The organism is Priestia megaterium (assembly GCF_046599315.1).
Lineage (GTDB): Bacteria > Bacillota > Bacilli > Bacillales > Bacillaceae_H > Priestia > Priestia megaterium_F.
This window is the reverse complement of the sequence record NZ_JBKIKC010000003.1, coordinates 597,242-623,233: the sequence shown is the minus strand read 5'-3', so window position 1 is coordinate 623,233 and position 25,992 is coordinate 597,242. Positions and strand designations below refer to the sequence as shown.

Sequence of the window (25,992 nt, the reverse complement as noted above, 5' to 3'; positions counted from 1 at the left end):
CTTAGCTTTTGCAATTGCAAAAGCGCTGTTAACTTATTGTGAGCATAAGGCTAAATTCATCTTCAGACATATGCTGTTCAACCAATGCAACTCCTTGAGCGCACTCATAACATTGTAGCTTGTTTTGCAGCTTCTGTATATCTGTTAGTATTCCACTAAAATCAAAAAAGAAACGAATTCCCTGTTCTTCGATGCATACTGAAATACTTAAATAGTTTTCTGCATGATAATCAACATACTGTTCGAGTGCTTCTGTCAAATAGCAACACCAATTGTATACGAATTCATCGTAATGTGATAAATCCTTCAATTCTCCAAGCACTTCCACATCTAAGCGAACAGCATGGTTATTCCAATGATAGGTCATAACAAAGCCCGCAAACAGTCGCATATTGATGTTTGTTAGCTTGGATTCATGTTTGGATTCATTCACAATTTCTTCAATGATTTCATTCGCTCGATCAAGCCGATTCAACGCTAGATTGCCTTTGATTAATTGCAGCTTATTTAACCAATCATGTCGCGCGTATCTTAATACCTCTACGACATCCCATTCTTTTTCCATCTTAGCACTCCTAACTTTGACTCGAGCATAAGTATTTCACAATGCTGACAAACATCTCGTATCAATCTTCTTAGATATGTTCGATTATAACAAATTCCAATGGGTAATAGGTGAAATATTCTACAAAAAGAAAACTCTAACCTACTTGGGTTAGAGTTTTCTTTTTGTATCTTATGCTTCTTGAGCAACAGGGTATACAGATACTTTTTTACGGTCACGACCGAAACGTTCAAATTTAACGATACCGTCGATTTGAGCGAATAAAGTATCATCTCCACCACGACCTACGTTTGCACCTGGGTAAATTTTAGTACCGCGTTGACGGTATAAAATTGAACCACCAGTTACGAATTGGCCATCAGCACGTTTAGCACCAAGACGTTTCGAGATTGAATCACGACCGTTTTTAGTACTACCTACTCCTTTTTTAGAAGCGAAGAATTGAAGGTCTAATCTTACTAACATGACATCCACCTCCTGTTTAGTTGTCGTTAATTTTTATATAGTTACTGTAATCTAATTCGATCGTTTTCAGTGACACAACCATGCCTTCTAATAGCAATTGAATCTGTTCCAATGTGAACGAATCCACATCTTTTGGAATCTCACAACGGAGATACCCACCATCTCCACCTTGCTCTAAGTGCGGTTCAACCCCACTTATTGAAAAGATAGCATTAATTGTCCCAAATGAAACTGCAGATGCCCCCGCACAAACAAGATCTTTTCCGTGTTCGGAAAAGTCAGCATGTCCACTCATCGTGAACCCGTCAACTTTCTTATTTGCATCACGGGAAATCGTCACCTTAATCATTTGTTATAATTACGCGTTGATAGCGTCGATTACAACTTTTGTGTAAGGTTGACGGTGACCTTGCTTACGACGATAGTTTTTCTTTGCTTTGTATTTAAATACAGTGATCTTTTTAGCGCGACCTTGTTTTTCAACTTTAGCCGTAACTGTTGCACCTTCTACGAAAGGAACACCAACTTTCACGCTGTCGCCACCTACAAATAATACTTTGTCAAAAGTAACTGTTTCGCCTTGTTCACCAGCAAGTTTTTCAACGTAGATTGCTTGACCAGCCTCTACTTTAATTTGCTTACCACCAGTTTCAATAATTGCGTACATTCTCTGCACCTCCTCTAAAAACTAAGACTCGCCATCACAGGTGTTCAAGTGAACTTAAAACCTGTTCTGAGCGGTTGTAGCACGGGTGCTACAAACCAACATATTAAATCTTACTACAAATCAAAGGTTAGTGTCAATTGGAATTCATGTTTTCTTCTAAAATTTTATACAGAAGTAGCGACCCTTTTTTGAATCTGCTCATTTGATCCTAATTGACGCAAAACAAATGTGTTTCTATAATCATCGCTTCGCGTAAAATAGACGGTTTTTTTAACCATTTTCTCTAAAGCTTTGAGAAATCCTTGAGCTTTCATTTCATTTATAACATCGCTTCGCGTCTCAATCCAAATAGCCTCTTCTTCCGCGTCGCGATGTTCCCAAATTACACGTTCAATTTGAAAAGCAATCGTTTTGGAATCAATCATTTTACCGGTTCCTTCACATACTTCACAAGGCATAGTTAATGTTGATCCAATGCTATTGCGCACTTTCTTTCGCGTTAACTGCATTATGCCGAGCTCCGTAAAGCCGACTACATTCGTCCGCACTTCATCTTGTTCACATAGCTTTTTCATGTACCTTTCTACTTCTGTTCGATCTTCTTTATGAGGCATATTAATAAAATCGATTAAGATCATGCCACCTAAGTGACGTAATTGCATTTGTTTGGATAATTCATGCGCAGCTTCCATATTTGTTTGAAGCATTGTCTTTCGAATGTTATCTTTTCCTGAAAACTTTCCCGTGTTCACGTCCACGACCGTCATCGCTTCCGTTTCATCAATAACGATATAGCCTCCGCTTTTCAGCCACACGGTTCGCTTTAAAAGCTTCTCTATTTGCCGTTCCACATCATAAAAGGAGAAAATATTTTCATTTCCTTTATAGTACTCTATTGACGATTTAGGATAGGTAGTTTGAAGATGCTGATATATGTCGAAGTCATCTACTACGATCTCATCAATTTCTTGTTGAAGTGCAGCTTGCACTCTTGTTTCAAGAAAATCTTGTCCTTTGCTGACTAGGGCAGGAGCCTTCATTCCCTGTGTCTGTCGGTCAAGACGCTCATATTTTTTCTGTAGCTCTTTTATTTTATGTTGAATCGCAGCTTCTGTTTTTTCTTCAATCGCTGTTCGAAATAAAAAACCTTCCATTCCTTGTTTTAACCGCTCACCAAGCTGTTTCCACTGTTTGCGTTTTGGCTCGGCTATTTTTTTGGATACAGCGACATAGTTTCCGTGAGGTAAATATACAAGCTCATCAGAGGAAAACTCAATAATCCCCGTCAGCTTCGGCCCTTTTGTCCCAATACCTTCTTTTACAACTTGAACCAACACTTTTTCTCCTTCACGAATAAAAGCAGACATCGGCTGCTGATCTTTGTTAAGGTTTGCTGACTGCTGATAGGATACAAGTTCATTTCGATGAATGAATCCATTCATTGATAAACCGATATCGATAAAGGCCGCTTGCATATGCGGCAGTACTTTTACTACTTTACCCCAATATATATCACCAATAATTTGATTCTGGCTTTGTTCTTCTAAATATATTTTTTCTAGTGCTTTATCGTTTATCACGGCTACACGTTTTGAAGAAGTAGCCGCGTTAATGATACATGCCTTCACATACATTGCCTCACTTTAATCTAAATTCACAGGAAAAAGTTCGGTCAGTGCAACCGAACCTTTTTCATTCTATTCTATGTTACTAAAAATCAGTAAACTGTTACAAGTTCATCTAGTGGGCTATTCGTTCTTTTCTCTACAAAGTAAGCATATAAAAGTTCATTTTCATCAATTTGTACATGTTCGCCTGTTTGAGACGTAGCAATAATCATATGTTTACAACCCCTTTGGAATTTTTGCAGAACTTGATGGAGTGTCTCACTGGTTGATACACTTAGCGTTTTTAAAGCACCAATTGGACGTTCTTTTCCATGATACCTCTCTAGTAAAAAGCGCATGTAGACAAATTGCCTGCTCTTCCACTCCAAATATCCGGATATGATTAAAAATGAAATAACAATCCATAAGTGCAGCTGAAAAGGATACATAACGACGGCATAGATAATGCCGATAGCTAAAAAAGACGCTGATAGCCGCAGGGCAAGCTTATGAGCTTCTAAAAATGGTAAAGAACGACTGCAAATTAAAAAAAGCAGCTTTCCTCCATCCAATGGCCAAATGGGCAAGAGATTAAACAATAAAATGACCATGCATTGAAACATAAATTGCTCATACGTTTCCAAAGACAGCACATTTGTTTTCATTAATAAAAAGGCTGCTCCAAACATCCAGAGATGCTGAAGAGGTCCACTTATTGTCACGATTAATTCTTCTCGAAATGGACGGTTCCCATGTTCGTCTACTTCTGCTACCCCTCCAAAAGGTAAGAGCATAATTCTGCGAATCCGCCAAGAAAAACACTGAGCCGCTACGGCGTGGCCCAGCTCATGAATAATTACAATAATAAATAACAGAAAAAGCTGCTTTACCGTAGCCGTTAAAATACCAATTACGAAAATCCCCCAAAACAGTGGATGAATGTGAATTTTCATCAATAGCGAAAAAGCACTATTCAAATTGAATCACCTGACTAGGATCCACAAACTTATCGCCTTTTTTAATAGCAAAATAGAACGTTCCAGCATCTCCTTTTTTACTATTTTCCACAATTCCTACTTCTTTGCCTTTATTTACAAAATCATACATACTAACATTAATTTTTTTGAGCTGTCCATACCAAGTTTCAGTTCCATCAGCATGTTGAATAATAACGGTATTCCCCGTATCATCACGTTTTCCTACGTACCTTACAATACCTTCACTCATTGCTTCTACAACAGAATCCACTCCTGTTTGAACCGTCACGCCTTGCTTGCTTTGAGAAAATGTTTCTGTTACTTTCCCTGAAGCTGGAGTAGCATATTCTCCGTTTACACTCTGCTCCGTTTTGCTAGATTCTTTATTCGGTAGTAGCGTTAACGGCTTCCCAAACTTATCTTCATACCAGGAGGACACAGCTGCAAACTGAAATTCTTTATCCATTGTTTGTTGAACCACTACTCTGGCCTGTTCAAAAGTAGGAGATGCGTTCTTGAACATAATTCCTACAATTAACACTAAGCAGGCTGAAGCTAAAATTTTAAATAAAAAGCGTTCTTTTCGAAATAAAGGGTGATATTCCTTTGCTGATGGTGTGTATTCAACCGCAGAATAATCCATCGATCCATATTTTTCTTCTTCACTCATTAAGGACGTATGAAGAGGTTCTTGAGGAAGACGCTTCGTCGTATTTAATTGTTTTCGCTTACGCTCAGCAATTCGTTTCCGGATTTCATCAGCACGTCGATTCATGATTCATCATTCTCCTTGTTCTTATCGTATAATCAACTATATGACTTGTCCGTGGAGCTTATGACAGCTTGACTCTATAAAACCACACAAATAAAAAAAGCTTCCTTTATCGGAAGCTTTTTAAGAACGAACACCAAAGAATCGTTTAATACGTGCAAACATTCCCTTATCTTCTTCATCTAACGATTGAAGAGGAACCGTTTCACCTAGAATACGTCTTGCAATATTACGATATGCAATTGATGCTTTGCTTGATGGGTCCATGACAATTGGCTCACCGTTGTTAGAAGCACGGATAACATTTTCATCGTCAGCAACGATACCAATTAAATCAACAGCCAGAAGCTGAGAAATTTCTTCCACGTCCAGCATGTCTCCATTTTTCATCATATGACTGCGGATTCGGTTAATAACTAGTTTTGGAGACTCGATATCCTCTTGCTCCAATAATCCAATAATTCGGTCAGCATCACGAACAGCTGAAACTTCCGGTGTTGTCACAACGAGTGCCTTATCAGCGCCAGCTACAGCATTCTTATAGCCTTGTTCAATACCAGCTGGGCAATCAATAACCACATAGTCATAGTCTTGCTTTAACTGAAGAACTAACTCTCGCATTTGTTCTGGTTGAACAGCTGTTTTGTCACTCGTTTGAGCAGCAGGAAGTAAGTACAAACATTCAAAACGCTTGTCCTTAATCAAGGCTTTTTGCGGTTGGCATCGACCTTCTACCACGTCTACAAGATCATAAATAATACGATTTTCAAGCCCCATTACAACATCCAAGTTGCGTAAGCCGATATCAGTGTCTACTAGACACACGCGCTTTCCAGCTAATGCTAGAGCAGTACCTAAATTGGCTGATGTCGTTGTTTTTCCAACTCCACCTTTACCAGACGTAACAACAATAGCCTCTCCCACTGTCAAATTCTCCTTTCTACCCTGGTCAAATTCGGTCTTAGATGCGGTAAAGTTTGCACGCGATCTATCACCATTTGATCATTATCATCTAAGTATGCACATTCCATTATATTCTCTTCCTTCTCGTTGCGCTCTTCTTCTGATCGGGTAATAATATCAGCAATGCGCAGCTGTGAAGGTTTCATTAACGATGCAGCAATAACGGCGTTTTTATTGCCGCGGTATCCTGCATGAGCAATCCCTTTTAAAGCACCTAATACAAATAGATTTCCTCCAGCTACAACTGTTCCTCCGGGATTTACGTCCCCGACTAGAAGCAAATCGCCTTCTACATGGAGAACCTGTCCTGAACGAACCACCTTTGTAACAGATACTAATTCACTTTCTTCTCTTACTCGGACTGCATCTTGCTTTAAAATAACGTTACTATCAATTTGTTTAACTACTAAATACTGATTTTCTTCTATGAGCGCCTTCAATTCGGTTTCCTGCTCTGTAGTTAAATAACGATTTCCGATTTTGACATACACTGTGACGATCTGATCGGCATCGCCATGCTTATTTGTCAAAAGCTTCGTCTTAAGTTCCGTCAAAAGCTCTGCAAATGAACATGTATCATTGAGATGCAACGTTAATCCATCTTTTGTTCCTTTAATTGTCACATTTTGTTGCTTTTGTTTATTCAAGACGCTCACCTCAACGAATATATAATTTCGACAGAGACTTACTCAATTCCTTTTTTTCGTTTCTTCAATCAGCATTTTTATCCTATCATGAACGGGAAACGCAGCATATTTTCAGATCAGCGTTCATCGATAAATTTAGCGAAATATTGAAAACATCTTTGAAGCGGAAATGCAAAAATAAGTGCAAATATGGCATTTAAAATGATGGTTGCGTAAAATCGCTCTTGCAAGAAGCGACCAATGGTCATATCGGATATATTAATAATGCTATTAATTCCATATACGTAAAACTCAATAATGGCTACGGCTAATAGCGACATGCAGATTACGATAAGCGTGTTTTGCTGAAAAATCTTCATTAGTTTTGATACGATATAGCATACTGCCGGCAGTCCAAGCGCGTATACTCCTAAGACATCCGTAAAGGCAATATCATACATGAATCCAAGGATTACCCCATATAGCATCGCTTGCTTTGGGTGATAATACACTGACATAAAAGCCAGGACTACTACCACAAAGTGAGGTGATAGAATCCAGTCTCGCCATGGTGATGCCATGGCGACAAAATTAACAAAGATACTTTCAAGCATAAAAACGACAAGCACGAGAATAGGAAGGACAAACCGCTTCATCAGTTAGCCTCCTCCGCCCCTAAATCAGCTTCAGCAGCGGGCGCACTTCTTTTAGCTACAACTACGTTATCTAAGTCATACAAATCAGCAGCAGGCTTGATATAGGCTTTTTTCGTTAACCCATATTCATCAGGCTCAATTTTTGTGATAACGCCAATTGGAAGATTGCTAGGGAAAATGCCGTCTTCTTGGCCTAGACCAGACGTTACTACCTTTTGCTTTTCTTTAATATCAGCATCAAATGGAATACGACGCATAACAAGCGCCTGTTCTTTATCATCATAGCCTTCAATTAAACCAAACACTTCTTTTTTAGCCTGAATTTTAGCAGAGACACGGTTTGTACGATCTGATGAACTAATTAACTGCACAGTAGATGTAAACTTAGATGCATGCTTCACTTTACCAATCAGTCCTTCAGGAGTCATAACAGCCATATTTTCCTGCACATTATGAACCGTCCCTTTATCAATGGCAATTACCTCATGCCAACGGTCCGGATTACGAGCAATAACTGTTGCTTCGATTGGGTTATATTGACTTAAATTCGTTTTTTTGTCGAGCTGTGTTCTTAATTTTTTATTTTCTTGCTGCAAAGCGTTGGCTTTCGTTTCTAGTTGCATGCGTTCGTCTAAACGAGCTTTTAATACCTCGTTTTCTTCGTATGTACGCTTTAAGTCACCTACATTCTGAAAGAAACCCGCTACAAATTGTGCGGGTTCATTAAAGGTAGCCTGAACAAGACCAACCGTATCTTTGACAAACTGTTCAGGCCACGTTACATTTTTACGACCATTTAACGAAAAACCAATCAATGCCACTAATACAATAATACTGACCAATAAAATAACTAAACGTTTATTTAAGAAAAATTGTGGCACGATCTACACCTCTTAATATTTAGCGATATGAATCGCTTGTACGATTTTTAAATAAATCAATGTGTTCTAACGCTTTACCAGTTCCAATTGCAACACAGTCAAGCGGATCTTCCGCGATGACAACCGGCATATTTGTTTCTTCACTAATAACTTTATCTAAATTACGTAGCAATGCGCCACCGCCTGTTAGCACAATACCGCGATCCATAATATCTGCCGCAAGTTCAGGTGGTGTTTTTTCTAATGTGCTTTTTACTGAATCTACAATAGAAGCCACTGTATCTTTTAGCGCTTCTGCAATTTCTTCTGCTGAAATTTCGATTGTTTTCGGTAGACCTGTTAGTAAGTCACGTCCGCGAATTTCCATGTTTTCAATACCTTCTGGAATTCCGGCAGAACCGACTTCCACTTTTAATGCTTCTGACGTACGCTCACCAATCATTAAATTGTAATTCTTGCGAATATATTGAATAATCGCTTCATCCATCTCGTCACCAGCGATACGGATTGACTGACATGTTACGATTCCGCCTAAAGAAATAATCGCAACCTCTGTTGTTCCTCCGCCAATATCTACTACCATGCTTCCCGTTGGCTCCCAAACCGGTAGATTGGCGCCAATTGCTGCCGCAAACGGCTCTTCAATTGTATACGCATCACGTGCGCCAGCCTGACGAGTCGCATCAATAACGGCACGTTTCTCAACAGCTGTAATGCCAGAAGGTACACAAACCATTACATATGGCTTACCAGCAAACAAACTTTTTGTTTTTTGAGCTTGATTGATGTAATATTTCATCATCGTCGCAGTTGTTTCGTAATCTGCAATAACTCCATCTTTCATTGGACGAAGGGCTACTACGTTCCCTGGTGTACGACCAATCATATTTTTTGCATCGTTACCTACTGCAACGATTTGTTTTGTATCAGTTTGCAAAGCCACAACAGACGGCTCACGCACAACAATTCCTTTTCCTTTTACATAAACGAGCGTATTTGCAGTACCCAAATCTATTCCAAGGTCTCTAGTACCGATTCCAAACATGTGTCTCTTCCTTTCTCTTACCAAAATGCAAAGGTAAAAATTCCATAATTCAATTTCTTCATTTCATAAGTAACATTTTTTATTTTCTATACTTTTTTCATAGATGTCAACGCCAAATATTGTATGATAAAAAGTCATACTTTGTCTATTAATAACGAATGATTGTAAAGAACTTGTCATTTAAAATCATGACTACTATTATAACCCAACGCTTTTAAAAAGCATAGCCTTACATGTATCCTTTTTCTTTTAAACTAATATATTTTCGGTCTCCGATAATTAAATGATCTAACAATTCAATTCCTATGATAAATCCGCACTCTTTTAAGCGCTTCGTTACCTCTATATCTTCTCTGCTTGGAGTAGGGTCGCCCGATGGATGATTATGAATACAAATAAGGGATGCAGCTGAACGGCGAAAGGCTTCTTTAAATACTTCTCTTGGATGGACAATAGATGAATTGAGACTTCCGATAAAAATGGTTTGCTTGTGGAGAACTTGATTTTTCGTGTTGAGGTATAAACAGACGAAATGCTCTTGAGAAAGCACGCGCATTTCTTCCATCACATAATTTGCTCCGTCCTCAGGGCCATGAATGGTATATCGTTGAGTAGATTTCCTCTGTACAATCCTCTTTCCTATTTCAATAGCCGCTATAATTTGAATCGCTTTTGCAGGTCCGATACCTTTGATATTCATCATTTCATCAAGCGATGCATGCTGCAAAAGTTGAAGACCTTCAAAATGTGTTAATATGCGGTTAGACAGCTGAAGAACAGATTCATCTTTGGTTCCAGTGCGCAGCAAAATAGCAATAAGCTCGTGGTTAGAAAGACTAGAAGCACCCAATGATACAAGGCGCTCACGAGGTCTTTCATCTTGAGGAAAGTCTTTAATTAACAATGATTGATTCAATTTCGTCACTCCTTTTTAGTAGACGAAACCGTATTGTTTTAGCTCACGTATTGTGCGGGAAAGCGGCAAGCCCACCACGGAGAAATAGTCTCCTTCAATTTTTTTAACTAGCGCAGCACCGAGACCTTGAATTCCATAAGAACCTGCCTTATCCATAGGCTCTCCTGACTCTACGTACTGTACGATTTCATCTTGTTCAAGCGGCCAAAATTCCACATCTGTTTGTTCATAAAATGCATGAACTTTTGCCTGTGCTACCAATGCTACTCCAGTTAATACTTGATGTTTCTGACCTGACAGCATAGTAAGTGTTTCAATCGCTTCTTGTTTTGTTTTTGGCTTTCCTAAAATACGATTGCCATATACAACAACTGTATCGGCACCTAGGACCATATCCTCTTTATGATGCGAAGCGACGTCCACTGCTTTTTGCCTAGCTAAATCCATTACTACCTCGGACGGAGTGTACGATGGATTGATGATTTCTTCAATTGTACTAACGTGAACGGTAAAGGGAATGTGAAGCTGTTGAAGTAATTCTTTTCGACGAGGAGAGCCTGAGGCCAAAATTAATGTTTGTTTCATACATCTCACCTTTGCATTTTGATTTAAAAAAGAAGGACACACCGTTATTTTAGCAATTCCATCTCCAAATGACAATAAACAAGTGAGGCAGTATTACACTACCTCACCTGTTAAGACGTTACAAGGCTTTCATACTGCTGAAGAGCTTTCAACACGTATCGCTGAGCAAGCCAAGCATCTTTACTGCTTTCATTGTTTTCATATGAAGAAAGAGAAGCCGCAGCTTTTTGAAGGCTGCTCACCATGCTTTTAATGTCGTCATTTGACGCTTCTTTCTGAACTTTTGTCAGTTCTTTTTTCAAAGACTTGATATCGGCTACTCGCTGTCCTTTGATCGCTTTAGCAGATTGATCTAAGAGGTTAGCCACAAACGGCTGAGCTGTTGTAATAACCGTTTGGTCTTTTTTCCCTAATTGGCTAGTAGGCTTAATTTCATAAGACTTTACATATACATCTTTACCTTGTTGTTTGTAGGTGTTACTAAGTGCCTTCGCTTTTTCTTCTCCAGTAGCAGCGCCAACTACAAGAGAGTAGGTTTTAGGTGAAAAGATCTCGCCTGCTTCGTTCTCTTCTTTCCATTTATCCATCGCTTTATTTGCAGCAGCTTTTGATGAAAAAGCTCCTGCTTGTACAATGTAAAAGGAAAAAGGCTCTAAAGTAGAAGCTGCAGCTGACGTACTCTTGGATACCTGTTCGCTTTGCTTTTCGGTTTTACCAACACTTTCATTGGTAGAAGCTGTTTGAGCAGCTTTCTCTTCTTTCGTTTGCTCGCCCGTTTGTACTTTACTTACGGGCTGTTCGCTTCCTGTCATCATTTTCACACCCACCATACCGATGCCGCTGCCTATCCCGACTGCTAGCAGTACAATTACAGCCGTTCGTTTGATTACACCGCTGTTTACCGTTTTAATCGAAACATTTTTAGGACGTAATCGGGGCTTTTTCTTTTTTTCATTTCTTACATCTTCAATAAACACCACTTTATTTTCTTCTACATGAGAATCTTTGGATGCCGGTTCAGGAAGAATCCACGTAAATTCGTCTTTTTCTGGCGTTTTCCCTTCCTTCTCATCCTTAGATTGACCGTTGATTTTAATTGAAATTTTTCGTTCCTGCTTGTCCACTCCACCACCGCCTTTAATTAACGTAGTCTTAGTACCGGTTGCAAGCTGAGGTAAACCGACATAAAACATACACTTTTTTCCATGCTATCATAGAAGAAAAAAAAATAACAAGACATTTGTCGTCTTGTTACAAAAGGTTTTCGCTATTTAGTTACAGAAATTTTAAATTTGTCGAAGACTTAGCGCTCAATAAAAATAGTTGCTAACATACCAATCTATCAATTCGTTTCCATGAAAATAAGCAACGATTGTCCCTATAAAAATAAAAGGAACGAAAGGAATTGGTACACCTACTTTTGCCTTTCTCATTAATAAAGCTCCTATACTAACGGTTCCGCCTATTAATATAGCTAAAAAAAGCGATAACAAGACGAGCTTTACTCCAAGTACAATTCCAATTAGACCACACAATTTAATATCTCCTTCTCCAAGCCCTCCTCTGCTGAGAAATGCAATTAGAAAAAGAAGGAAAAAAGCTATTCCTCCTCCCATTAAGGAGTCACTCCACGAAGTTAATGGAATAAAAAGACGCTCAAGAAGAAAGATAGGCAAAAAGAAAAGCAGCACCTTATTTGGTACAATCATATAGGCTATATCAGAGACGACTATAATTGTTAAGAAAGAAACAAATGTTAATATGACAATCAGTTCTAACGTCATATTTAATCTAAAAAAAGCATATACAAATAAACTTCCTGTCGAAAATTCTATGAATGGGTAGATGAAGGAGATTTTTTTGCGACACATACTGCATTTTCCTGCATTTTTAATGTAGGAGATAACGGGAATTAATTGTGATGGAGAAAGAACGTATAAACAATGTGGACAATGAGATTTTGGAGATAGAATAGATTTTTGCTGAGGAATTCTAAAACCTGCTACGTTATAAAATGAGCCTAGAGTAATGCCTGAGATAAATAAATAGAGATAAATCAAACTCATGCTATTTCTTCCATCGCAAGCGTGCAGCCTGCTAACTGCAGATTTTCTTTTGAGTGAAATGATGTATCTTTTTCTCTGAAATAACTGCCAATAAACGGAATAAGAAAAGCTGCTAGAAGTCCTATTACGATAATTAGTACGATTAATTGCATTAGAGAAATCCCTTTATTACCCGTTGATAATTTATCCATTCAAACATCTCTCCTTTATTAATTAGTATCAAATAGTTACTTTCTTAATAAACTGAATTAAAATACCCATAAAAGTCATATTCTGTATGCCTCCTCCCTCCAAACACACTTTTTATAGGTAATAAGGATTATAACACTAAAAAAATAAAAACAACATTATAAAAAACGTCTGCAAAAGCAGACGTCTTTTAATAGTAAGGAGCCATAAATAAGTAGACAATTACACCTGTAAGACTTACATAAAGCCAGATTGGCATTGTCCATCGCACAATTTTTTTATGCTTTTCAACTTGCATCGTCCAACCCCAAACAAGTGCAAACAGTGCCAGCGGAACAATAATCGCCGCTAAGAAACTATGTGTGATTAAAATAAAGAAGTAAATGGGGCGAACAATTCCTTCTCCACCGAACGTAGCAGTTTCTGTGGAAATGTAATGGAACGTTAGATATGAAACTAAAAAGAGCAGTGTGGATGTGAATGCTGCTAAAATAAAACCTTTATGAGCATTAATATTTTTTCTGAAAATTGAAATCAACGCTGCAACTAAAAAAATAAACGTAAAACTATTCAAAATAGCATTTAACCGTGGAAAGATAGTCAAATCAAAACTTACTTTTCCTTGATAGCCAATATTCGAAAAGAATAGCAGTAAAATAATAACATTTGCTATCACTGAAAAGGTAAGAATAATACCGGTAAAGTTTTTATTACTTTTCGATACAATTTTTTCATTATTCTTACTCATGTTAACAATCTCCTTATTTAGTGATGTACATGTTTATTATATATCACTTACCTAGGGGGTGAAAGTGACAATACTTTGAACTTAGTGCCTGCTTATTATCCGTATCTCTTCCTTACGTTATGTTAAAAGCAGCAAGGTTTCACTTGCTGCTTTTGCTCACTTCAGAAGAAAAGCCCGTACTTCCGATATAAAATACAGAGACCCTGTAATTACTACCATGTCTTGTTCGCCTGTCGCCTTTTTCTGTACATAAGCAATTGCTTTTTTCCAATCCTCGTTCATGTGCTTATCATGATGGGTACTCATTTTATAAAGCTCTTGAGCCGCGCGAGCACGAGGAAAATCAAACGATGTGAATGTGATACTAGCGGCGATTGTTTCAAGCTCTTGGACCATTCGATCAGCGCTTTTATCGTTTAAGCAACTGAAGACTAAATGAATGTTTCGACCTTCATAATGAAGACGTAAAGTAGATAACAAGCTATCAATGCCCTCTGCATTATGAGCGCCATCAATAATCGTTAAAGGATGCTCTTTCATCATCTCAAAGCGACCGTTCCACTTTGTACGGTGAATCCCTTTTTTAATTTGCTCATTAGAGATAGACAGCTTTTTCTTTTCCTTTAAATAACAAACGGCCATTATAGCCAAAGCTGCATTTTTAACTTGATGATAGCCCAGCATGTTTAACCGTAAGTGTTCGAATATGTCATACGGCGTTTTTAACGTAAAGCTTTCTCCATTTGCTAAAGGCTCATAGTTTTTAATTTCAAATTCTTTTCCTAAAATAAATAACGAAGCCTGCTTCGACTTTGCTTCTTCTGCAATGACTTCAAGCGCCTTTACTTGCTCTGCACCAGTGATAATCGGGACTTCTGTTTTAATAATACCCGCTTTTTCTGCTGCAATTTCTTCCACTGTATCACCTAGTATCGCCATATGATCAAATCCAATGTTTGTGATAATACTCACCATAGGATTCACCACGTTTGTTGAATCATATCGTCCTCCAAGACCTGTTTCAAAGACAACATAGTCAACTGAAGTATGATAGCCGAAATAAAGAAAAGCCATAGTTGTAATCACTTCAAATTCCGTTGCTGATCCTAAGCTTGTATGTTCTAGCCGCTCCACCACTGGCTTTACTTCTTGAACAAGAGCGATCATTGCTTCATTTGAAATAGGCTGTCCATTCACGCTAATCCGCTCATTAAACGTTTCGATATAAGGTGAAGTAAACGTTCCAACTTTATATCCTGCTTCTTCTAACATATTTCGCAAATAAGAAACGGTAGAACCTTTGCCATTCGTCCCAGCAACATGAATAGCATCAATATTTTGCTGCGGATAGTCAAGCTGTTCTAACATCCATTCCATTCGTTCTAATCCCGGCTTGATTCCAAAGCGAAGTCTGTTGTGAATCCAATCAAGCGCTTCTTCATATGTCGTTATCATCTTTTATTCACCTTTCTTTTTCATCGCTATTATTATGTAAAGAAAAAGCGTCGCTATACAAGCCACGCTTTTTCTGTTAATTCAGTAACCCATTAATTATCCGCGTAATTCAGCAATACGAGACTGAACTGCTTCACGTTTTTCAACGTAATCTTGCTCTTTTGCACGCTCTTCTTCTACTACTTTAGCAGGCGCTTTTGCAATAAAGCCTTGGTTGTTTAATTTCTTTTGTACACGTTCTACCTCTTTGTTTAACTTGTCATATTCTTTTTCTAAACGCGCGATTTCTTCTTCAATATTAATTAAGCCTTCAAGAGGTAAAATTATTTCTGCGCCTGTTACAACAGCAGTCATCGCTTTTTCATCTAATGAAACATCTGTTGAAATTACAAGCTCACTTGGATTACAGAAACGCTCTACATACGCACGGTTTTTCTCAAGCTGACCTTGAATATTTTCATCTTTAGCTTTGATAAATAATTTTACTTGTTTGCTCATCGGCGTGTTCACTTCAGCACGAATGTTACGAACAGCGCGAATAATATCTACAAGTAAACGCATATCGTTGGCAGCTTCTTTATCAGAAAGCTCACTGCGTACTTCCGGCCATTTAGCTACCGTAATCGATTCGCCTTCATGCGGCAAGCTTTGCCAAATTTCCTCGGTAATAAACGGCATGAACGGATGTAAAAGTCGCATTGTGTTATCAAGTACATAAGCTAAAATTGAACGAGTTGTCTTTTTAGCTGCTTCATCTTCTCCGTAAAGAGGAAGTTTAGCCATTTCGATGTACCAATCGCAGAAATCATCCCAAATAAAGTTGTAGAGAATGCGTCCAACTTCACCGAATTCATACTTATCAGCTAATTTTGTTACATGCTCAATCGTCTCATTTAAACGCGTTAAAATCCATTTGTCAGCCACAGATTTTTCACCTGATAAATCAAGCTCTTCAAATGTGATGCCCTCCATGTTCATTAATGCAAAACGAGAAGCATTCCAAATTTTATTTGCAAAGTTCCACGTCGCTTCTACTTTTTCAAAGCTGAAGCGTAAATCTTGTCCCGGTGAGCTTCCTGTAGATAAAAAGTAGCGAAGAGAATCCGCACCGTATTTCTCAATTACTTCCATTGGATCTACACCGTTACCAAGCGATTTGCTCATTTTACGACCTTCAGCATCTCGTACAAGACCGTGAATTAGTACATCGTCAAACGGACGTTTACCCGTAAATTCAAGACCTTGGAAAATCATACGAGATACCCAGAAGAAAATAATGTCGTAGCCCGTTACAAGCACGTTTGTTGGATAGTAGCGTTTGAAATCAGCTGCATCCACATCCGGCCAGCCCATCGTTGAGAACGGCCATAGTGCTGAACTGAACCATGTGTCTAATACATCTGAATCTTGTTCCCAATTTTCAATATCTGCTGGAGCTTCACGATCTACGTATACTTCTCCAGTTTCTTTATGATACCAAGCTGGAATGCGGTGTCCCCACCAAAGCTGACGTGAGATACACCAGTCGCGAATGTTCTCCATCCAATGTAAATATGTCTTTTCAAAACGGTCAGGTACAAAGTTTACTTTTTCTTCTTGTTTTTGAAGATCTACTGCTTTATCCGCTAACGGCTGCATTTTTACAAACCATTGAGTTGATAAATAAGGTTCGACAACAGCACCGCTTCGTTCACTGTGACCTACTGAATGCAGGTGGTCTTCAATGTTAAACAATACACCGTCTTCTTGAAGATCTTTAACAATTTGCTTACGACAAGCAAAACGATCCATACCTTCGTACTTACCTGCTTTGTCATTCATTGTACCGTCTTGGTTCATGACTAAAATACGCTCTAAATTATGACGGTTTCCAATTTCAAAATCGTTCGGGTCATGAGCAGGCGTAATTTTCACCGCACCAGAACCGAATTCCATATCTACATAATCATCGCCGACGATTGGGATTTCACGACCTACAATCGGAAGGACAACCTTTTTGCCGATTAAGTGCTTATAGCGGTCATCTTCAGGATGAACAGCTACGGCTGTATCTCCTAGCATTGTTTCAGGACGAGTTGTTGCAATTTCGATATGTCCAGAACCATCTGCCAACGGATAGCGCATATGGTAAAACGCACCTTGTACATCTTTGTAAATAACCTCGATGTCTGAAAGAGCTGTTTTTGTAGCTGGATCCCAGTTAATAATATATTCTCCGCGATAGATTAACCCTTTTTTGTAAAGCGTTACGAATACTTCACGTACTGCTTTAGAAAGACCTTCATCAAGCGTGAAGCGCTCGCGTGAATAGTCTAAGCCAAGTCCTAACTTCGACCACTGCTGGCGAATAAAGCTTGCATATTCTTCTTTCCATTTCCACGTTTCAGCTACAAAGTTTTCGCGGCCTAGATCGTAGCGGCTTTTCCCTTCGCTGCGAAGCTTTTCTTCTACTTTTGCCTGCGTTGCAATCCCTGCATGGTCCATACCAGGAAGCCATAGAACATCATAGCCTTGCATGCGCTTCATACGCGTTAAAATGTCTTGTAACGTTGTATCCCAAGCGTGACCTAAATGCAGCTTGCCCGTTACGTTTGGGGGTGGAATTACAATTGTGTATGGCTCTTTTTCAGGATCGTTTGTTGCTTCAAAAAACTTCCCGTCTAACCAATACTGATAACGATTTTCTTCAACGGCTTTTGGATCATACTTCGTTGGAAGAGTCACTTCTTTTTCAGACATAATGTATACCTCCATAATATAAAGTTTCAGTCTTTAGAAACGGTGTAAATCTTTTATAAACATAAAAAAACTCCTTTCCTAATAAAAGGACGAAAGGAGTTGATTTCGCGGTACCACCTTTTTTTATAGACGTATCCCGTTTGATAAGTCTATACACTTCATTTCATAACGGTTGATTAACCGGCTTTTTCTACTGAGCAATGCAGCTGTTCAAAAAAGCTACTCATAGGCGACATTCCGAGTGCACATTCTTAAGAAATCTCACAGCAACTGATTTCTCTCTCTGAAAGACGAACATCCCGTACTCTTCCTATTCACTGTATTTATGTATGAATTTCTCTTAATTATACTATATGAAAAAATGTTGAATCGTCAATAATCTTCTCCACTTTTTTACGATTATATTCATAATTTTTTTGTTCTGCTTTTTATTTTTTCATCCACTCGCTAAATTTGGAAATAAAATGAAGAGTCCGCTCAAAAAAATGGCACCATTTTTTTCTTTTTTCATATACTTACTTTAACCTGGGAATGTGGATTGAAAGGGGCATGTACAAATGAAGAGACGAATAAATGTAAATTCGTATCAGCTGCAGCGGTGGCTCAAAACAGTAGGAGCGGCTTGTGGACAGTTTATTGTTCCTTTAACAATTTTTCAAGGTATACGTACACTATTTTTCCCTACAACCTTTGATGTACTGTTGTTGGCACTTCTTGCTATCCTAGCGGTTGCTTTATATTCCGACTGGATTTAAAAACCCAAGCGCTATTCGTTCGCTTGGGCTTGTGCAGCTGCTTCCGCTGCCATTTTTTTTTGCTGATCTACTTCAAATATTTTAATATTCAGCTGTTCAATATTTTTCGTCAGCCAGTATGCTCGAATAAATGACTGCATATGTTCAAGCTCCGTTTTGCTCTCTTTATGATGCCTATATTGAACGATACACTGATACAAAGGTTCTGGAAACGCTAAATAGCTGTGCAAAAGCAGCCTTTCCTCTTCTCTGAGAGCAAAATGTTTTTCATACGTGCTAAACCACTCATAGCTGTCATAGGTAGTTACTGGGTATGTGCGAAGAGTACGGAAATAAAATGAGACCAAATCATAAATAGGTGAAGCATCTTTTGCATGTTCAAAATTAATAAAAAAACCGTTGCCTCGTTCGTCATAGATAAAATGTTTAGCCGATAGCTTTCCATGAGAAGTAACCAACCGGATCTTTTCTTTTTCCTCCATTTCATCGTTCCACTGATCGAGCTTTCCGAATCCAAATTCAAGCGCTCTAGTCATCTCATAATAAAATGTACAGTAATGCAATTCAAACGGGGACATATAGACTTTCTTCTCGCATTCTACTACGTATTGCTTCAGCTCTTCCTGACGTTTTTCCCACGTTTCTTTCATCGATGTGTAATGATTTTCTATATCTTCTTTTTTTACTTCTACTTCCTGCGCCGAAGCTCCGTGAAGCTTAGCAAGCTCTTGAAACAATTTATGATATCGAATATCACGCTCTTCGGTTGGGTTATTTGGGAGCCATGGCATTAAGTAATACGAACCGCTTTCATCCGAAACAATGGGCTGAGAACGTTTCGTTTGATAAATAGGGACAAAGCCCATCCATCCTTTTTGATACACGTTCTGCAGCTTTTGAATGAAGTTCTGATTTCGCTCTTGATGATTCGGCATTTCTTTAAGCGCAAATACGCCGGTTTTCGTATAGACTTTTTTTACTTTTCCGTAGTCTTCGATAAAGTCCACATCTAAGTCATATTCTTTTAACAATAGTCTGTAGTCTGCTACTGTCCGCTGCATCTATATTCTCCTTTCTCATAAAAAATAAAGAAAACAGTTAAGACATTATATGCGTCAAAACTGTCTTCTTTCCGATTTTAACGAACGGGAATATTTAAGATACTCCCTTCTTCCAACTCATATTCATCTTCTAAATTATTCACTCGTAAAATATTTTGTACATTCGTATTGTAGCGGTCGGCTATCTTATCAAGCGAGTCTCCGTCTTGAACAATGCAAAGCTTCCACGTTGAAAAAGCTTCTTCTTCCCTAGAAAAGAGTTTTGTTAAATAAAGGGCGTTTTCATTCCGGCCGCTTTCATTTTCTTCTTTACGAAATTCAACAATAATTTTTTCCTCTTCTTGCTCAGCTTCTTCTTCTTGAACTTCATCATACGTACTCAATTCACTAGCTTGCGATTCTTCTAAGCTTTCTTGCTCTTGACGAAGCTGAAACAGCTCAATTACGTTATCTTCTCTTTCTTCCTCTATTTGCGCTTCTTTTTTCACTTCCACTTCAAATGGTTCATATACTTCATCTTCATATTCAACAACCGGCTCAGCACGAGCTTCTTTCTTAAATACAGATGAAAAATAATTAGGCGGCTCCTCTGAATGATTTTCTTCAATAGCCTCTGCCTCTAGAAGTGCGGGAGCTTCACGATAGCTTAAGTCAAACTCCTCTTCCTCTTCTTCTCGTTCTTCTTCTCGTTCTTCTTCTCGTTCTTCTTGAGCAAATTTTTCAGTATATACTTCCTCAGTATCGTCTACTTCTTCATAGGATACAATATGCTGTTCTTCCGCAAACTCTTCCTCTTCTTCTCGTTCCTCATGCTGTTCTCCGTACAATCCTGTGATGGACAAGTCAGCCATTAGCTGCAGCTGATTTGTATCAGGCAATTCATAATCAAATAAATCGATAGATACATATACATCTTCAATACTTTGAATACGATTTTTAGGAATGGTAATATCAACAGGAAATTGATGTGATAATTCGGCAGTTCCGTCTTCGCGGACAGAGATAGATTGCACTTGATTCTCATTTGTATATTCGCGTAACGAGTGCTCTCCCTCGTACGTTTCGTATTCACCTGTTAATTGTAATGCTCCTCGAATAGACACATATTGGTCATATTCTTGAATAGATACTTGCGGCTCTAAGGAGATAGACAAAAGTTGTGAGACTTCCTGTCCTTTTTGAAACCATACTGATTCTTCTACGGAAAAACGCAGACATGATAAATTATCCTGCGACAAATTGTTCTCCCCCTTCCAACACCCGCCAGGTAATAGCGTGGTCATTAAAGATGTATGAACAAATAAATTAAAATATGTCTTTAAAACTAAAAAAGCTTACGGAATCCTCCGTAAGCTTTTTTATAAAAGTTAATCTTATTTAGCTGTTTATCCCCGCAATTTTGAAAAAGCTTTTTCAGCTGCAGCAATTGTATGTTCAATGTCTGCATCTGTATGAGAAGTTGACAAAAACATTCCTTCAAATTGAGAAGGAGGTAAAAACACGCCTTCATTAGCCATTTCACGATAGTAAGCGGCAAAATAATCTAAGTTGGATGTTTTCGCTGTTTCGTAATTTATTACTTGTTCATTTGTAAAGAAGAAGCCGATCATTGAACCAGCTCGGTTTACCGTAAGCGGCACATCATATTTTTCAGCTGCTGCCATCAATCCTTCTTCTAATCGATCTGCTTTACGAATGAACTCGTCATAAGATTGAGGCGTCAGCTGCGTTAACGTCTCGTATCCAGCTGTCATCGCAAGCGGATTACCTGATAATGTACCTGCTTGATAAATTGGACCGCTTGGTGCAACTCGATCCATAATTTCAGCTTTACCACCGTAAGCACCTACCGGTAAACCACCACCAATTACTTTTCCTAAGCAAGTTAAGTCAGGTGTAATGTTGTAATAGCCTTGTGCACAATTGTAAGCTACGCGGAACCCTGTCATTACTTCATCAAAAATAAGGAGTGAGCCATATTCTGTTGTGATATCACGAAGTCCTTGTAAGAAACCTGGCTGAGGCGGTACCACGCCCATATTTCCTGCTACCGGTTCAACGATTACTCCCGCAATGTCATCTCCGAATTCTTTAAAAGCATATTGTACGCTTTCTAAATCGTTGTACGGCACTGCAATCGTGTTTTTAGCGATTCCTTCAGGCACTCCCGGACTGTCAGGTAAGCCCAGCGTTGCTACGCCTGAGCCAGCTTTAATGAGAAGAGAGTCACCGTGTCCATGATAGCAGCCTTCAAATTTTAAAATTTTGTTTCGGCCCGTATAACCACGTGCTAGACGCAGGGCGCTCATCGTTGCTTCCGTACCTGAACTCACCATACGAACGATTTCAATTGAAGGCACGCGCTCAATCACAACCTTAGCAAGCTCATTTTCAATTAACGTTGGTGCACCAAAGCTTGTACCGGATTCCGTTACTTTTTTTACTGCTTCCACTACTTGATCATTGGAATGTCCGTGAATTAAAGGTCCCCATGATAAGACGTAGTCAATATATTTATTGCCGTCAATATCATAAATCGTAGCGCCTTTTCCTCGTTCCATAAAGATAGGATCCATATCTACTGATTTAAATGCACGAACAGGACTGTTTACTCCACCCGGCATTAATTGCTGTGCTTCCAAAAAAGCTGCTTTTGACTTTTCATAACTTCTCATGTGTGAGCCTCCTTAATTACTTATCTGATAACCAGCGTGCTGCGTCTTTAGCATGATACGTTACAATTAAATCCGCTCCTGCACGCTTCATACTAATTAATTTTTCAAGAACAATCTCTTTTTCATTTACCCAGCCGTTTTGAGCTGCCGCTTTAATCATCGAATATTCACCGCTCACATTATAAGCCACTACCGGTAAATTAAACGTGTTTTTCACATCGCGCATAATATCTAAATAAGATAGAGCTGGTTTTACAATTAAGAAATCTGCTCCTTCTTCTACATCAGATTCTGCTTCTCGAAGTGCTTCTAAGCGATTGGCTGGGTCCATTTGATATGTTTTACGGTCTCCAAATTGAGGAGAAGAATGCGCTGCATCGCGGAATGGTCCGTAAAAAGCAGATGCATATTTAACAGCATAAGACATCACAGGCACATCTTCAAATCCGGCTTCGTCTAGACCGTGGCGAATAGCTGCCACAAAACCGTCCATCATGTTTGAAGGCGCAATAATATCCGCTCCTGCTTTAGCTTGACTAACCGCTGTACGAGCTAATAAGTCAAGGCTAGGATCGTTTAAAATTTTTCCGTCTTCAATCACACCACAGTGGCCATGATCTGTGTATTGACACAAACACGTATCTGCAATAACAACAAAGTCTGGAAAATTTTCTTTAATTTGACGAATACCCTTTTGGACAATTCCATGGTCATGGTACGCCTGTGAGCCAACCGCATCTTTTTCAGCGGGAACACCAAATACCATAGCTGATTTGATTCCTAAATCGACTAACTCTTGGATTTCATCATTCAAGTAGTCTAAAGAAATTTGATCCACACCCGGCATTGATTTTACAGCATTTCTTTTTTGTTCACCTTCTACAATAAAAATAGGATATATAAAGTCTTCAGGATGTAAATGTGTTTCACGTACAAGCGCACGCATATTTACAGAATTACGAAGACGACGATGACGTGTAAATTGTAAATCTTTCATGTTAAAATCCTCCTTTATTATTCAAAACAACTAACCAACATATCTATCATACCATTTATTGTGTACGTGTTAGGAACAAGATGCTTAATCCCATATTCGTTCGCTGTTTGACTTGTAATAGGACCAATACAAACAACTTTGGTTTTATTTATAAGTTCAAGCCAATTTGGAAGGCCTTTAACGGACTCCACAAAAAATCTTACCGTAGAAGAACTGGTAAAAGTAATGGCATCAATTCCTGTTTCTAAATGTTGCTTAACCAACCGTTCAGAATCTTGATTTCGAATGGTCCGATATACGATTAAATCAGTTATATCATACTCTTTTAACCCATCTTTTAAAACAGAGCGAGCTAATTGTCCCCGTACAAGGAGAACTCGCTCGTGATTTGAAACATTTGCTTTTAACGACTCAAGAAGTGATTCTGCAACGTATTCTTTCGGAACAAGCTGCACATTAACATCGTATTTTTCTAGCATTTTTGCGGTTTTTTCTCCAACCGCAGCCACTTTTAATCGTTTTAAAGCACTTAAACTAATATTTAACTCTTTTAGCCATTCGACGAAAAAAGAAATGCCGTTTTGACTTGTAAAAACAACCCAATCAAACGAATCAATCGACAGCAGGACGTCTTCCACTTCTTGTTCATTGCTAGAACGTGCGAACGTGAGGACTGGTAAGCTTAAAGGTATACCTCCGAGCTTTTTAATCTGTACTGCAAATGAATGAGCCTGCTTCGCTTCTCTTGTAATCAAAACTTTTTTCAAAAAAAGAGGAGCCTCATGACTCATTACTTGTCCAGCTCCTCTTTTACACGATCAATTAAAAGCTTAGCTCCTTGAGAGGTTAAGCGCTCAGCTGCTTCTGAACCGATAGCAATGGGATCTTTTCCCGTAATTTGCTCTTTGTAAATCGTTTTGCCATCAGGAGAAGCGACTAGCGATGTTAGCTCAATGTTTCCACCGTCCAATATACGTCCATATCCCGCAATCGGCACTTGGCACCCGCCTTCCATCTCTTTTAAAAATACGCGTTCAGCTCTAACAGCAAGAGCCGTTTCATCATGATTTAGAGTTTGAAGAAGCGATAATAATTCATGGTCATTTTCTCGGCACTCAATAGCTAAAGCCCCTTGTCCTACAGCAGGAACGCTTATTTCCGGCTCTAAGTACTGAGTAACCGTGTCTTTCGACCAGCCCATACGAGATAACCCTGCAGCTGCCAAGATAATCGCATCGTAATCTTCATTTTTTAATTTCTCTAAACGCGTGTCGATATTTCCTCGAATCCATTTAATTTCAATATCCGAACGCATAGATAGAAGCTGTGCGCCTCGGCGCAAGCTACTTGTCCCAATCACAGCGCCGCTTGGTAGCTCCTCAAATCGCTCACCATTTTTTGAAATAAGCGCATCACGATGATCTTCTCGTAAAGGAATACACCCAATCGTTAATCCTTCTGGTAAAACAGCCGGCATATCTTTCATACTATGAACGGCCATATCAATTTCTTCATCTAACATCGCTTGTTCAATTTCTTTTACAAATAGACCTTTACCGCCTACTTTAGACAGCGTTACATTTAAAATTTGATCACCTTTTGTAACCATTTCTTTAATTTCAAATTCAAAAGGAAGACCTTGTTTTTTTAACTGTTCAATGACCCACTTGGTTTGTGTTAACGCAAGTTTGCTTCGACGAGAGCCGACAATAATTTTTCGCATGTTGTCCTCCTAATTACGAACCCCAAAAGTGAAAATTCGATAAACTGCCAAATAAAAAGAAGTTAATAAGTAAAACTAAGAACAACCCGATATTCCACATCGCGATTGCCTTTCCTTGAATACCTCTACGCAGTCTAGCATACAAATACGCGCTGTATGCAACAAACATTAAAAACGAACCTAACACTTTTGTATCGTACCAATGAAAATCTACATATCTAATATAAGCCCATATGATTCCTAAAATTAACGAAAGCAATAACAGAGGTACACCAATTAAAATTAATACATAGGACATGTAATCTAGCTTTGTTAAATCTTCAATTCTTAGCAAGCGCTTGCCCCATTTCTTCTTTTTCAATAAATTATATTGAACAAGATATAGAGCGGAAAATACAAAAGAGACTGAAAAAGCCCCGTAAGATAAAATAGCCATGGTAATATGAATGATTAATAATTCTGACACAAGACGCTCCGATTGGACAGCAGTGTATGTTTCAAGTGGAGCAAACGTATGAATAGCCATAATTAAAAACCCAATCACATTTGTAAAAAACACCATAAAATCCACGCGGAATAGGCGATTAATCACAAGTGAAAGAGTAATTAACACCCACGCGTAAAAATACAGCCCTTCGGAAACGGTAAGAATAGGAAACCTTCCTGTCTCAAACATTCGTAAAATTAAAAAGGCTGTTTGCAAAATCCACACAATAGAAAGTAACCAGAAGGCTATTGAGTTGGCCTTCCGGTTATTTTGTACAAAATCAATAAAATATAATAAAACGCTAGCCGCGTATAAAATCACAATCAATTCATAGATTCTGGTTAATTCCATATCAACCATTATTCAATCCTC

The 25,992-nt window shown here is 38.6% G+C and carries 28 protein-coding genes and 2 other annotated features; of the genes, 1 reads left to right on the top strand and 27 read right to left on the bottom strand.

The genetic code is table 11. The annotated features are described in order from the left end of the window. Positions 1-28: 28 nt before the first annotated feature. From ACLHDF_RS14250 to ACLHDF_RS14155, 20 genes are all read right to left on the bottom strand, one after another. Positions 29-565, bottom strand: coding sequence for a Spo0B C-terminal domain-containing protein (locus tag ACLHDF_RS14250; protein WP_413919393.1), 537 nt, complete (start codon positions 563-565; stop codon positions 29-31). A gap of 171 nt (positions 566-736) precedes the next feature. Beyond that, the gene (gene rpmA / locus ACLHDF_RS14245) at positions 737-1,030 is read right to left on the bottom strand and encodes a 50S ribosomal protein L27 (RefSeq protein ID WP_251391539.1); all 294 of its coding nucleotides are present in this window, start codon (positions 1,028-1,030) and stop codon (positions 737-739) included. A gap of 16 nt (positions 1,031-1,046) precedes the next feature. Then, complete coding sequence (locus ACLHDF_RS14240) at positions 1,047-1,379, bottom strand: ribosomal-processing cysteine protease Prp (protein WP_013059336.1); 333 nt, start codon at positions 1,377-1,379, stop codon at positions 1,047-1,049. Between the two features lie 9 nt (positions 1,380-1,388). Continuing rightward, complete coding sequence (gene rplU / locus ACLHDF_RS14235; RefSeq protein WP_013059337.1) at positions 1,389-1,697, bottom strand: 50S ribosomal protein L21; 309 nt, start codon at positions 1,695-1,697, stop codon at positions 1,389-1,391. A gap of 14 nt (positions 1,698-1,711) precedes the next feature. Beyond that, positions 1,712-1,783, bottom strand: a sequence feature (ribosomal protein L21 leader region). Positions 1,784-1,861: 78 nt separating this feature from the next. Further along, positions 1,862-3,331, bottom strand: coding sequence for an Rne/Rng family ribonuclease (locus tag ACLHDF_RS14230; protein ID WP_413919392.1), 1,470 nt, complete (start codon positions 3,329-3,331; stop codon positions 1,862-1,864). An 83-nt stretch (positions 3,332-3,414) separates the two neighbouring features. Beyond that, positions 3,415-4,281: a M50 family metallopeptidase gene (locus tag ACLHDF_RS14225; protein WP_413919391.1), complete on the bottom strand. Its 867-nt coding sequence runs from the start codon at positions 4,279-4,281 to the stop codon at positions 3,415-3,417. Next, a complete protein-coding gene (locus ACLHDF_RS14220) occupies positions 4,274-5,056 on the bottom strand; it encodes a peptidoglycan DD-metalloendopeptidase family protein (protein ID WP_413919390.1) in 783 nt (260 codons plus the stop codon). The genes ACLHDF_RS14225 and ACLHDF_RS14220 overlap by 8 nt, the downstream gene beginning before the upstream one ends. 120 nt (positions 5,057-5,176) lie before the next feature. Next, a complete protein-coding gene (gene minD / locus ACLHDF_RS14215) occupies positions 5,177-5,977 on the bottom strand; it encodes a septum site-determining protein MinD (RefSeq protein ID WP_013059341.1) in 801 nt (266 codons plus the stop codon). A gap of 2 nt (positions 5,978-5,979) precedes the next feature. Next, positions 5,980-6,663 (bottom strand): septum site-determining protein MinC, encoded by a 684-nt coding sequence (gene minC, locus ACLHDF_RS14210; protein WP_413919389.1) that lies wholly within the window; start codon positions 6,661-6,663, stop codon positions 5,980-5,982. Between the two features lie 116 nt (positions 6,664-6,779). Then, a complete protein-coding gene (gene mreD / locus ACLHDF_RS14205) occupies positions 6,780-7,298 on the bottom strand; it encodes a rod shape-determining protein MreD (protein ID WP_413919388.1) in 519 nt (172 codons plus the stop codon). Continuing rightward, positions 7,298-8,179: a rod shape-determining protein MreC gene (mreC, locus tag ACLHDF_RS14200; RefSeq protein ID WP_413919387.1), complete on the bottom strand. Its 882-nt coding sequence runs from the start codon at positions 8,177-8,179 to the stop codon at positions 7,298-7,300. The genes mreD and mreC overlap by 1 nt, the downstream gene beginning before the upstream one ends. Positions 8,180-8,198: 19 nt before the next feature. After that, a complete protein-coding gene (locus tag ACLHDF_RS14195; RefSeq protein WP_013059345.1) occupies positions 8,199-9,224 on the bottom strand; it encodes a rod shape-determining protein in 1,026 nt (341 codons plus the stop codon). Between the two features lie 229 nt (positions 9,225-9,453). Continuing rightward, positions 9,454-10,140, bottom strand: coding sequence for a RadC family protein (radC, locus tag ACLHDF_RS14190; RefSeq protein WP_413919386.1), 687 nt, complete (start codon positions 10,138-10,140; stop codon positions 9,454-9,456). A 15-nt stretch (positions 10,141-10,155) separates the two neighbouring features. Continuing rightward, a complete protein-coding gene (locus ACLHDF_RS14185) occupies positions 10,156-10,725 on the bottom strand; it encodes a Maf family protein (protein ID WP_413919385.1) in 570 nt (189 codons plus the stop codon). Positions 10,726-10,835: 110 nt separating this feature from the next. Then, the gene (locus ACLHDF_RS14180; RefSeq protein ID WP_413919384.1) at positions 10,836-11,918 is read right to left on the bottom strand and encodes an SPOR domain-containing protein; all 1,083 of its coding nucleotides are present in this window, start codon (positions 11,916-11,918) and stop codon (positions 10,836-10,838) included. A gap of 117 nt (positions 11,919-12,035) precedes the next feature. Beyond that, the gene (locus tag ACLHDF_RS14175; protein ID WP_413919383.1) at positions 12,036-12,791 is read right to left on the bottom strand and encodes a prepilin peptidase; all 756 of its coding nucleotides are present in this window, start codon (positions 12,789-12,791) and stop codon (positions 12,036-12,038) included. Beyond that, positions 12,788-12,982 carry a hypothetical protein gene (locus ACLHDF_RS14170; protein WP_413919382.1) on the bottom strand — a complete coding sequence of 65 codons (195 nt, stop codon included), beginning with the start codon at positions 12,980-12,982 and terminating at the stop codon, positions 12,788-12,790. The genes ACLHDF_RS14175 and ACLHDF_RS14170 overlap by 4 nt, the downstream gene beginning before the upstream one ends. 188 nt (positions 12,983-13,170) lie before the next feature. Then, positions 13,171-13,728, bottom strand: a complete 558-nt coding sequence (locus tag ACLHDF_RS14165; protein ID WP_413919381.1) for a DUF420 domain-containing protein — start codon at positions 13,726-13,728, stop codon at positions 13,171-13,173. 156 nt (positions 13,729-13,884) lie between these two features. Further along, positions 13,885-15,183: a bifunctional folylpolyglutamate synthase/dihydrofolate synthase gene (locus ACLHDF_RS14160; RefSeq protein WP_413919380.1), complete on the bottom strand. Its 1,299-nt coding sequence runs from the start codon at positions 15,181-15,183 to the stop codon at positions 13,885-13,887. Positions 15,184-15,279: 96 nt separating this feature from the next. Then, the gene (locus ACLHDF_RS14155; RefSeq protein WP_413919379.1) at positions 15,280-17,922 is read right to left on the bottom strand and encodes a valine--tRNA ligase; all 2,643 of its coding nucleotides are present in this window, start codon (positions 17,920-17,922) and stop codon (positions 15,280-15,282) included. An 82-nt stretch (positions 17,923-18,004) separates the two neighbouring features. Beyond that, positions 18,005-18,249 (bottom strand) — a binding site (T-box leader). Positions 18,250-18,479: 230 nt separating this feature from the next. Between ACLHDF_RS14155 and ACLHDF_RS14150 the strand changes: the two genes are divergently transcribed. Further along, positions 18,480-18,677: a hypothetical protein gene (locus ACLHDF_RS14150; protein WP_413919378.1), complete on the top strand. Its 198-nt coding sequence runs from the start codon at positions 18,480-18,482 to the stop codon at positions 18,675-18,677. Between the two features lie 11 nt (positions 18,678-18,688). Here ACLHDF_RS14150 and ysxE read toward each other — a convergent pair whose 3' ends face one another. From ysxE to ACLHDF_RS14115, 7 genes are all read right to left on the bottom strand, one after another. Then, complete coding sequence (gene ysxE / locus ACLHDF_RS14145) at positions 18,689-19,738, bottom strand: spore coat protein YsxE (RefSeq protein WP_413919377.1); 1,050 nt, start codon at positions 19,736-19,738, stop codon at positions 18,689-18,691. A gap of 77 nt (positions 19,739-19,815) precedes the next feature. Further along, positions 19,816-20,976, bottom strand: a complete 1,161-nt coding sequence (gene spoVID, locus ACLHDF_RS14140; RefSeq protein ID WP_413919376.1) for a stage VI sporulation protein D — start codon at positions 20,974-20,976, stop codon at positions 19,816-19,818. A gap of 147 nt (positions 20,977-21,123) precedes the next feature. After that, the gene (hemL, locus tag ACLHDF_RS14135; protein WP_413919375.1) at positions 21,124-22,413 is read right to left on the bottom strand and encodes a glutamate-1-semialdehyde 2,1-aminomutase; all 1,290 of its coding nucleotides are present in this window, start codon (positions 22,411-22,413) and stop codon (positions 21,124-21,126) included. A 16-nt stretch (positions 22,414-22,429) separates the two neighbouring features. Next, positions 22,430-23,410: a porphobilinogen synthase gene (hemB, locus tag ACLHDF_RS14130; RefSeq protein ID WP_014458109.1), complete on the bottom strand. Its 981-nt coding sequence runs from the start codon at positions 23,408-23,410 to the stop codon at positions 22,430-22,432. A 17-nt stretch (positions 23,411-23,427) separates the two neighbouring features. Continuing rightward, positions 23,428-24,201 carry a uroporphyrinogen-III synthase gene (locus tag ACLHDF_RS14125; protein ID WP_413919374.1) on the bottom strand — a complete coding sequence of 258 codons (774 nt, stop codon included), beginning with the start codon at positions 24,199-24,201 and terminating at the stop codon, positions 23,428-23,430. Beyond that, positions 24,201-25,133, bottom strand: coding sequence for a hydroxymethylbilane synthase (gene hemC / locus ACLHDF_RS14120; RefSeq protein ID WP_413919373.1), 933 nt, complete (start codon positions 25,131-25,133; stop codon positions 24,201-24,203). The genes ACLHDF_RS14125 and hemC overlap by 1 nt, the downstream gene beginning before the upstream one ends. Before the next feature lie 13 nt (positions 25,134-25,146). Then, the gene (locus tag ACLHDF_RS14115; RefSeq protein WP_413919372.1) at positions 25,147-25,980 is read right to left on the bottom strand and encodes an inner membrane protein YpjD; all 834 of its coding nucleotides are present in this window, start codon (positions 25,978-25,980) and stop codon (positions 25,147-25,149) included. Between the last annotated feature and the right edge of the window lie 12 nt (positions 25,981-25,992).

Bases quoted from the DNA above. Each gene is read 5' to 3' on its own strand.
- ACLHDF_RS14250 (WP_413919393.1), bottom strand. From the start codon at position 565: ATGGAAAAAGAATGGGATGTCGTAGAGGTATTAAGATACGCGCGACAT.
- rpmA (WP_251391539.1), bottom strand. From the start codon at position 1,030: ATGTTAGTAAGATTAGACCTTCAATTCTTCGCTTCTAAAAAAGGAGTA.
- ACLHDF_RS14240 (WP_013059336.1), bottom strand. From the start codon at position 1,379: ATGATTAAGGTGACGATTTCCCGTGATGCAAATAAGAAAGTTGACGGG.
- rplU (WP_013059337.1), bottom strand. From the start codon at position 1,697: ATGTACGCAATTATTGAAACTGGTGGTAAGCAAATTAAAGTAGAGGCT.
- ACLHDF_RS14230 (WP_413919392.1), bottom strand. From the start codon at position 3,331: ATGTATGTGAAGGCATGTATCATTAACGCGGCTACTTCTTCAAAACGT.
- ACLHDF_RS14220 (WP_413919390.1), bottom strand. From the start codon at position 5,056: ATGAATCGACGTGCTGATGAAATCCGGAAACGAATTGCTGAGCGTAAG.
- mreD (WP_413919388.1), bottom strand. From the start codon at position 7,298: ATGAAGCGGTTTGTCCTTCCTATTCTCGTGCTTGTCGTTTTTATGCTT.
- ACLHDF_RS14195 (WP_013059345.1), bottom strand. From the start codon at position 9,224: ATGTTTGGAATCGGTACTAGAGACCTTGGAATAGATTTGGGTACTGCA.
- ACLHDF_RS14185 (WP_413919385.1), bottom strand. From the start codon at position 10,725: ATGAAACAAACATTAATTTTGGCCTCAGGCTCTCCTCGTCGAAAAGAA.
- ACLHDF_RS14180 (WP_413919384.1), bottom strand. From the start codon at position 11,918: ATGTTTTATGTCGGTTTACCTCAGCTTGCAACCGGTACTAAGACTACG.
- ACLHDF_RS14175 (WP_413919383.1), bottom strand. From the start codon at position 12,791: ATGAGTTTGATTTATCTCTATTTATTTATCTCAGGCATTACTCTAGGC.
- ACLHDF_RS14170 (WP_413919382.1), bottom strand. From the start codon at position 12,982: ATGGATAAATTATCAACGGGTAATAAAGGGATTTCTCTAATGCAATTA.
- ACLHDF_RS14165 (WP_413919381.1), bottom strand. From the start codon at position 13,728: ATGAGTAAGAATAATGAAAAAATTGTATCGAAAAGTAATAAAAACTTT.
- ACLHDF_RS14160 (WP_413919380.1), bottom strand. From the start codon at position 15,183: ATGATAACGACATATGAAGAAGCGCTTGATTGGATTCACAACAGACTT.
- ACLHDF_RS14155 (WP_413919379.1), bottom strand. From the start codon at position 17,922: ATGTCTGAAAAAGAAGTGACTCTTCCAACGAAGTATGATCCAAAAGCC.
- ACLHDF_RS14150 (WP_413919378.1), top strand. From the start codon at position 18,480: ATGAAGAGACGAATAAATGTAAATTCGTATCAGCTGCAGCGGTGGCTC.
- ysxE (WP_413919377.1), bottom strand. From the start codon at position 19,738: ATGCAGCGGACAGTAGCAGACTACAGACTATTGTTAAAAGAATATGAC.
- hemL (WP_413919375.1), bottom strand. From the start codon at position 22,413: ATGAGAAGTTATGAAAAGTCAAAAGCAGCTTTTTTGGAAGCACAGCAA.
- hemB (WP_014458109.1), bottom strand. From the start codon at position 23,410: ATGAAAGATTTACAATTTACACGTCATCGTCGTCTTCGTAATTCTGTA.
- ACLHDF_RS14125 (WP_413919374.1), bottom strand. From the start codon at position 24,201: ATGAGTCATGAGGCTCCTCTTTTTTTGAAAAAAGTTTTGATTACAAGA.
- hemC (WP_413919373.1), bottom strand. From the start codon at position 25,133: ATGCGAAAAATTATTGTCGGCTCTCGTCGAAGCAAACTTGCGTTAACA.
- ACLHDF_RS14115 (WP_413919372.1), bottom strand. From the start codon at position 25,980: ATGGTTGATATGGAATTAACCAGAATCTATGAATTGATTGTGATTTTA.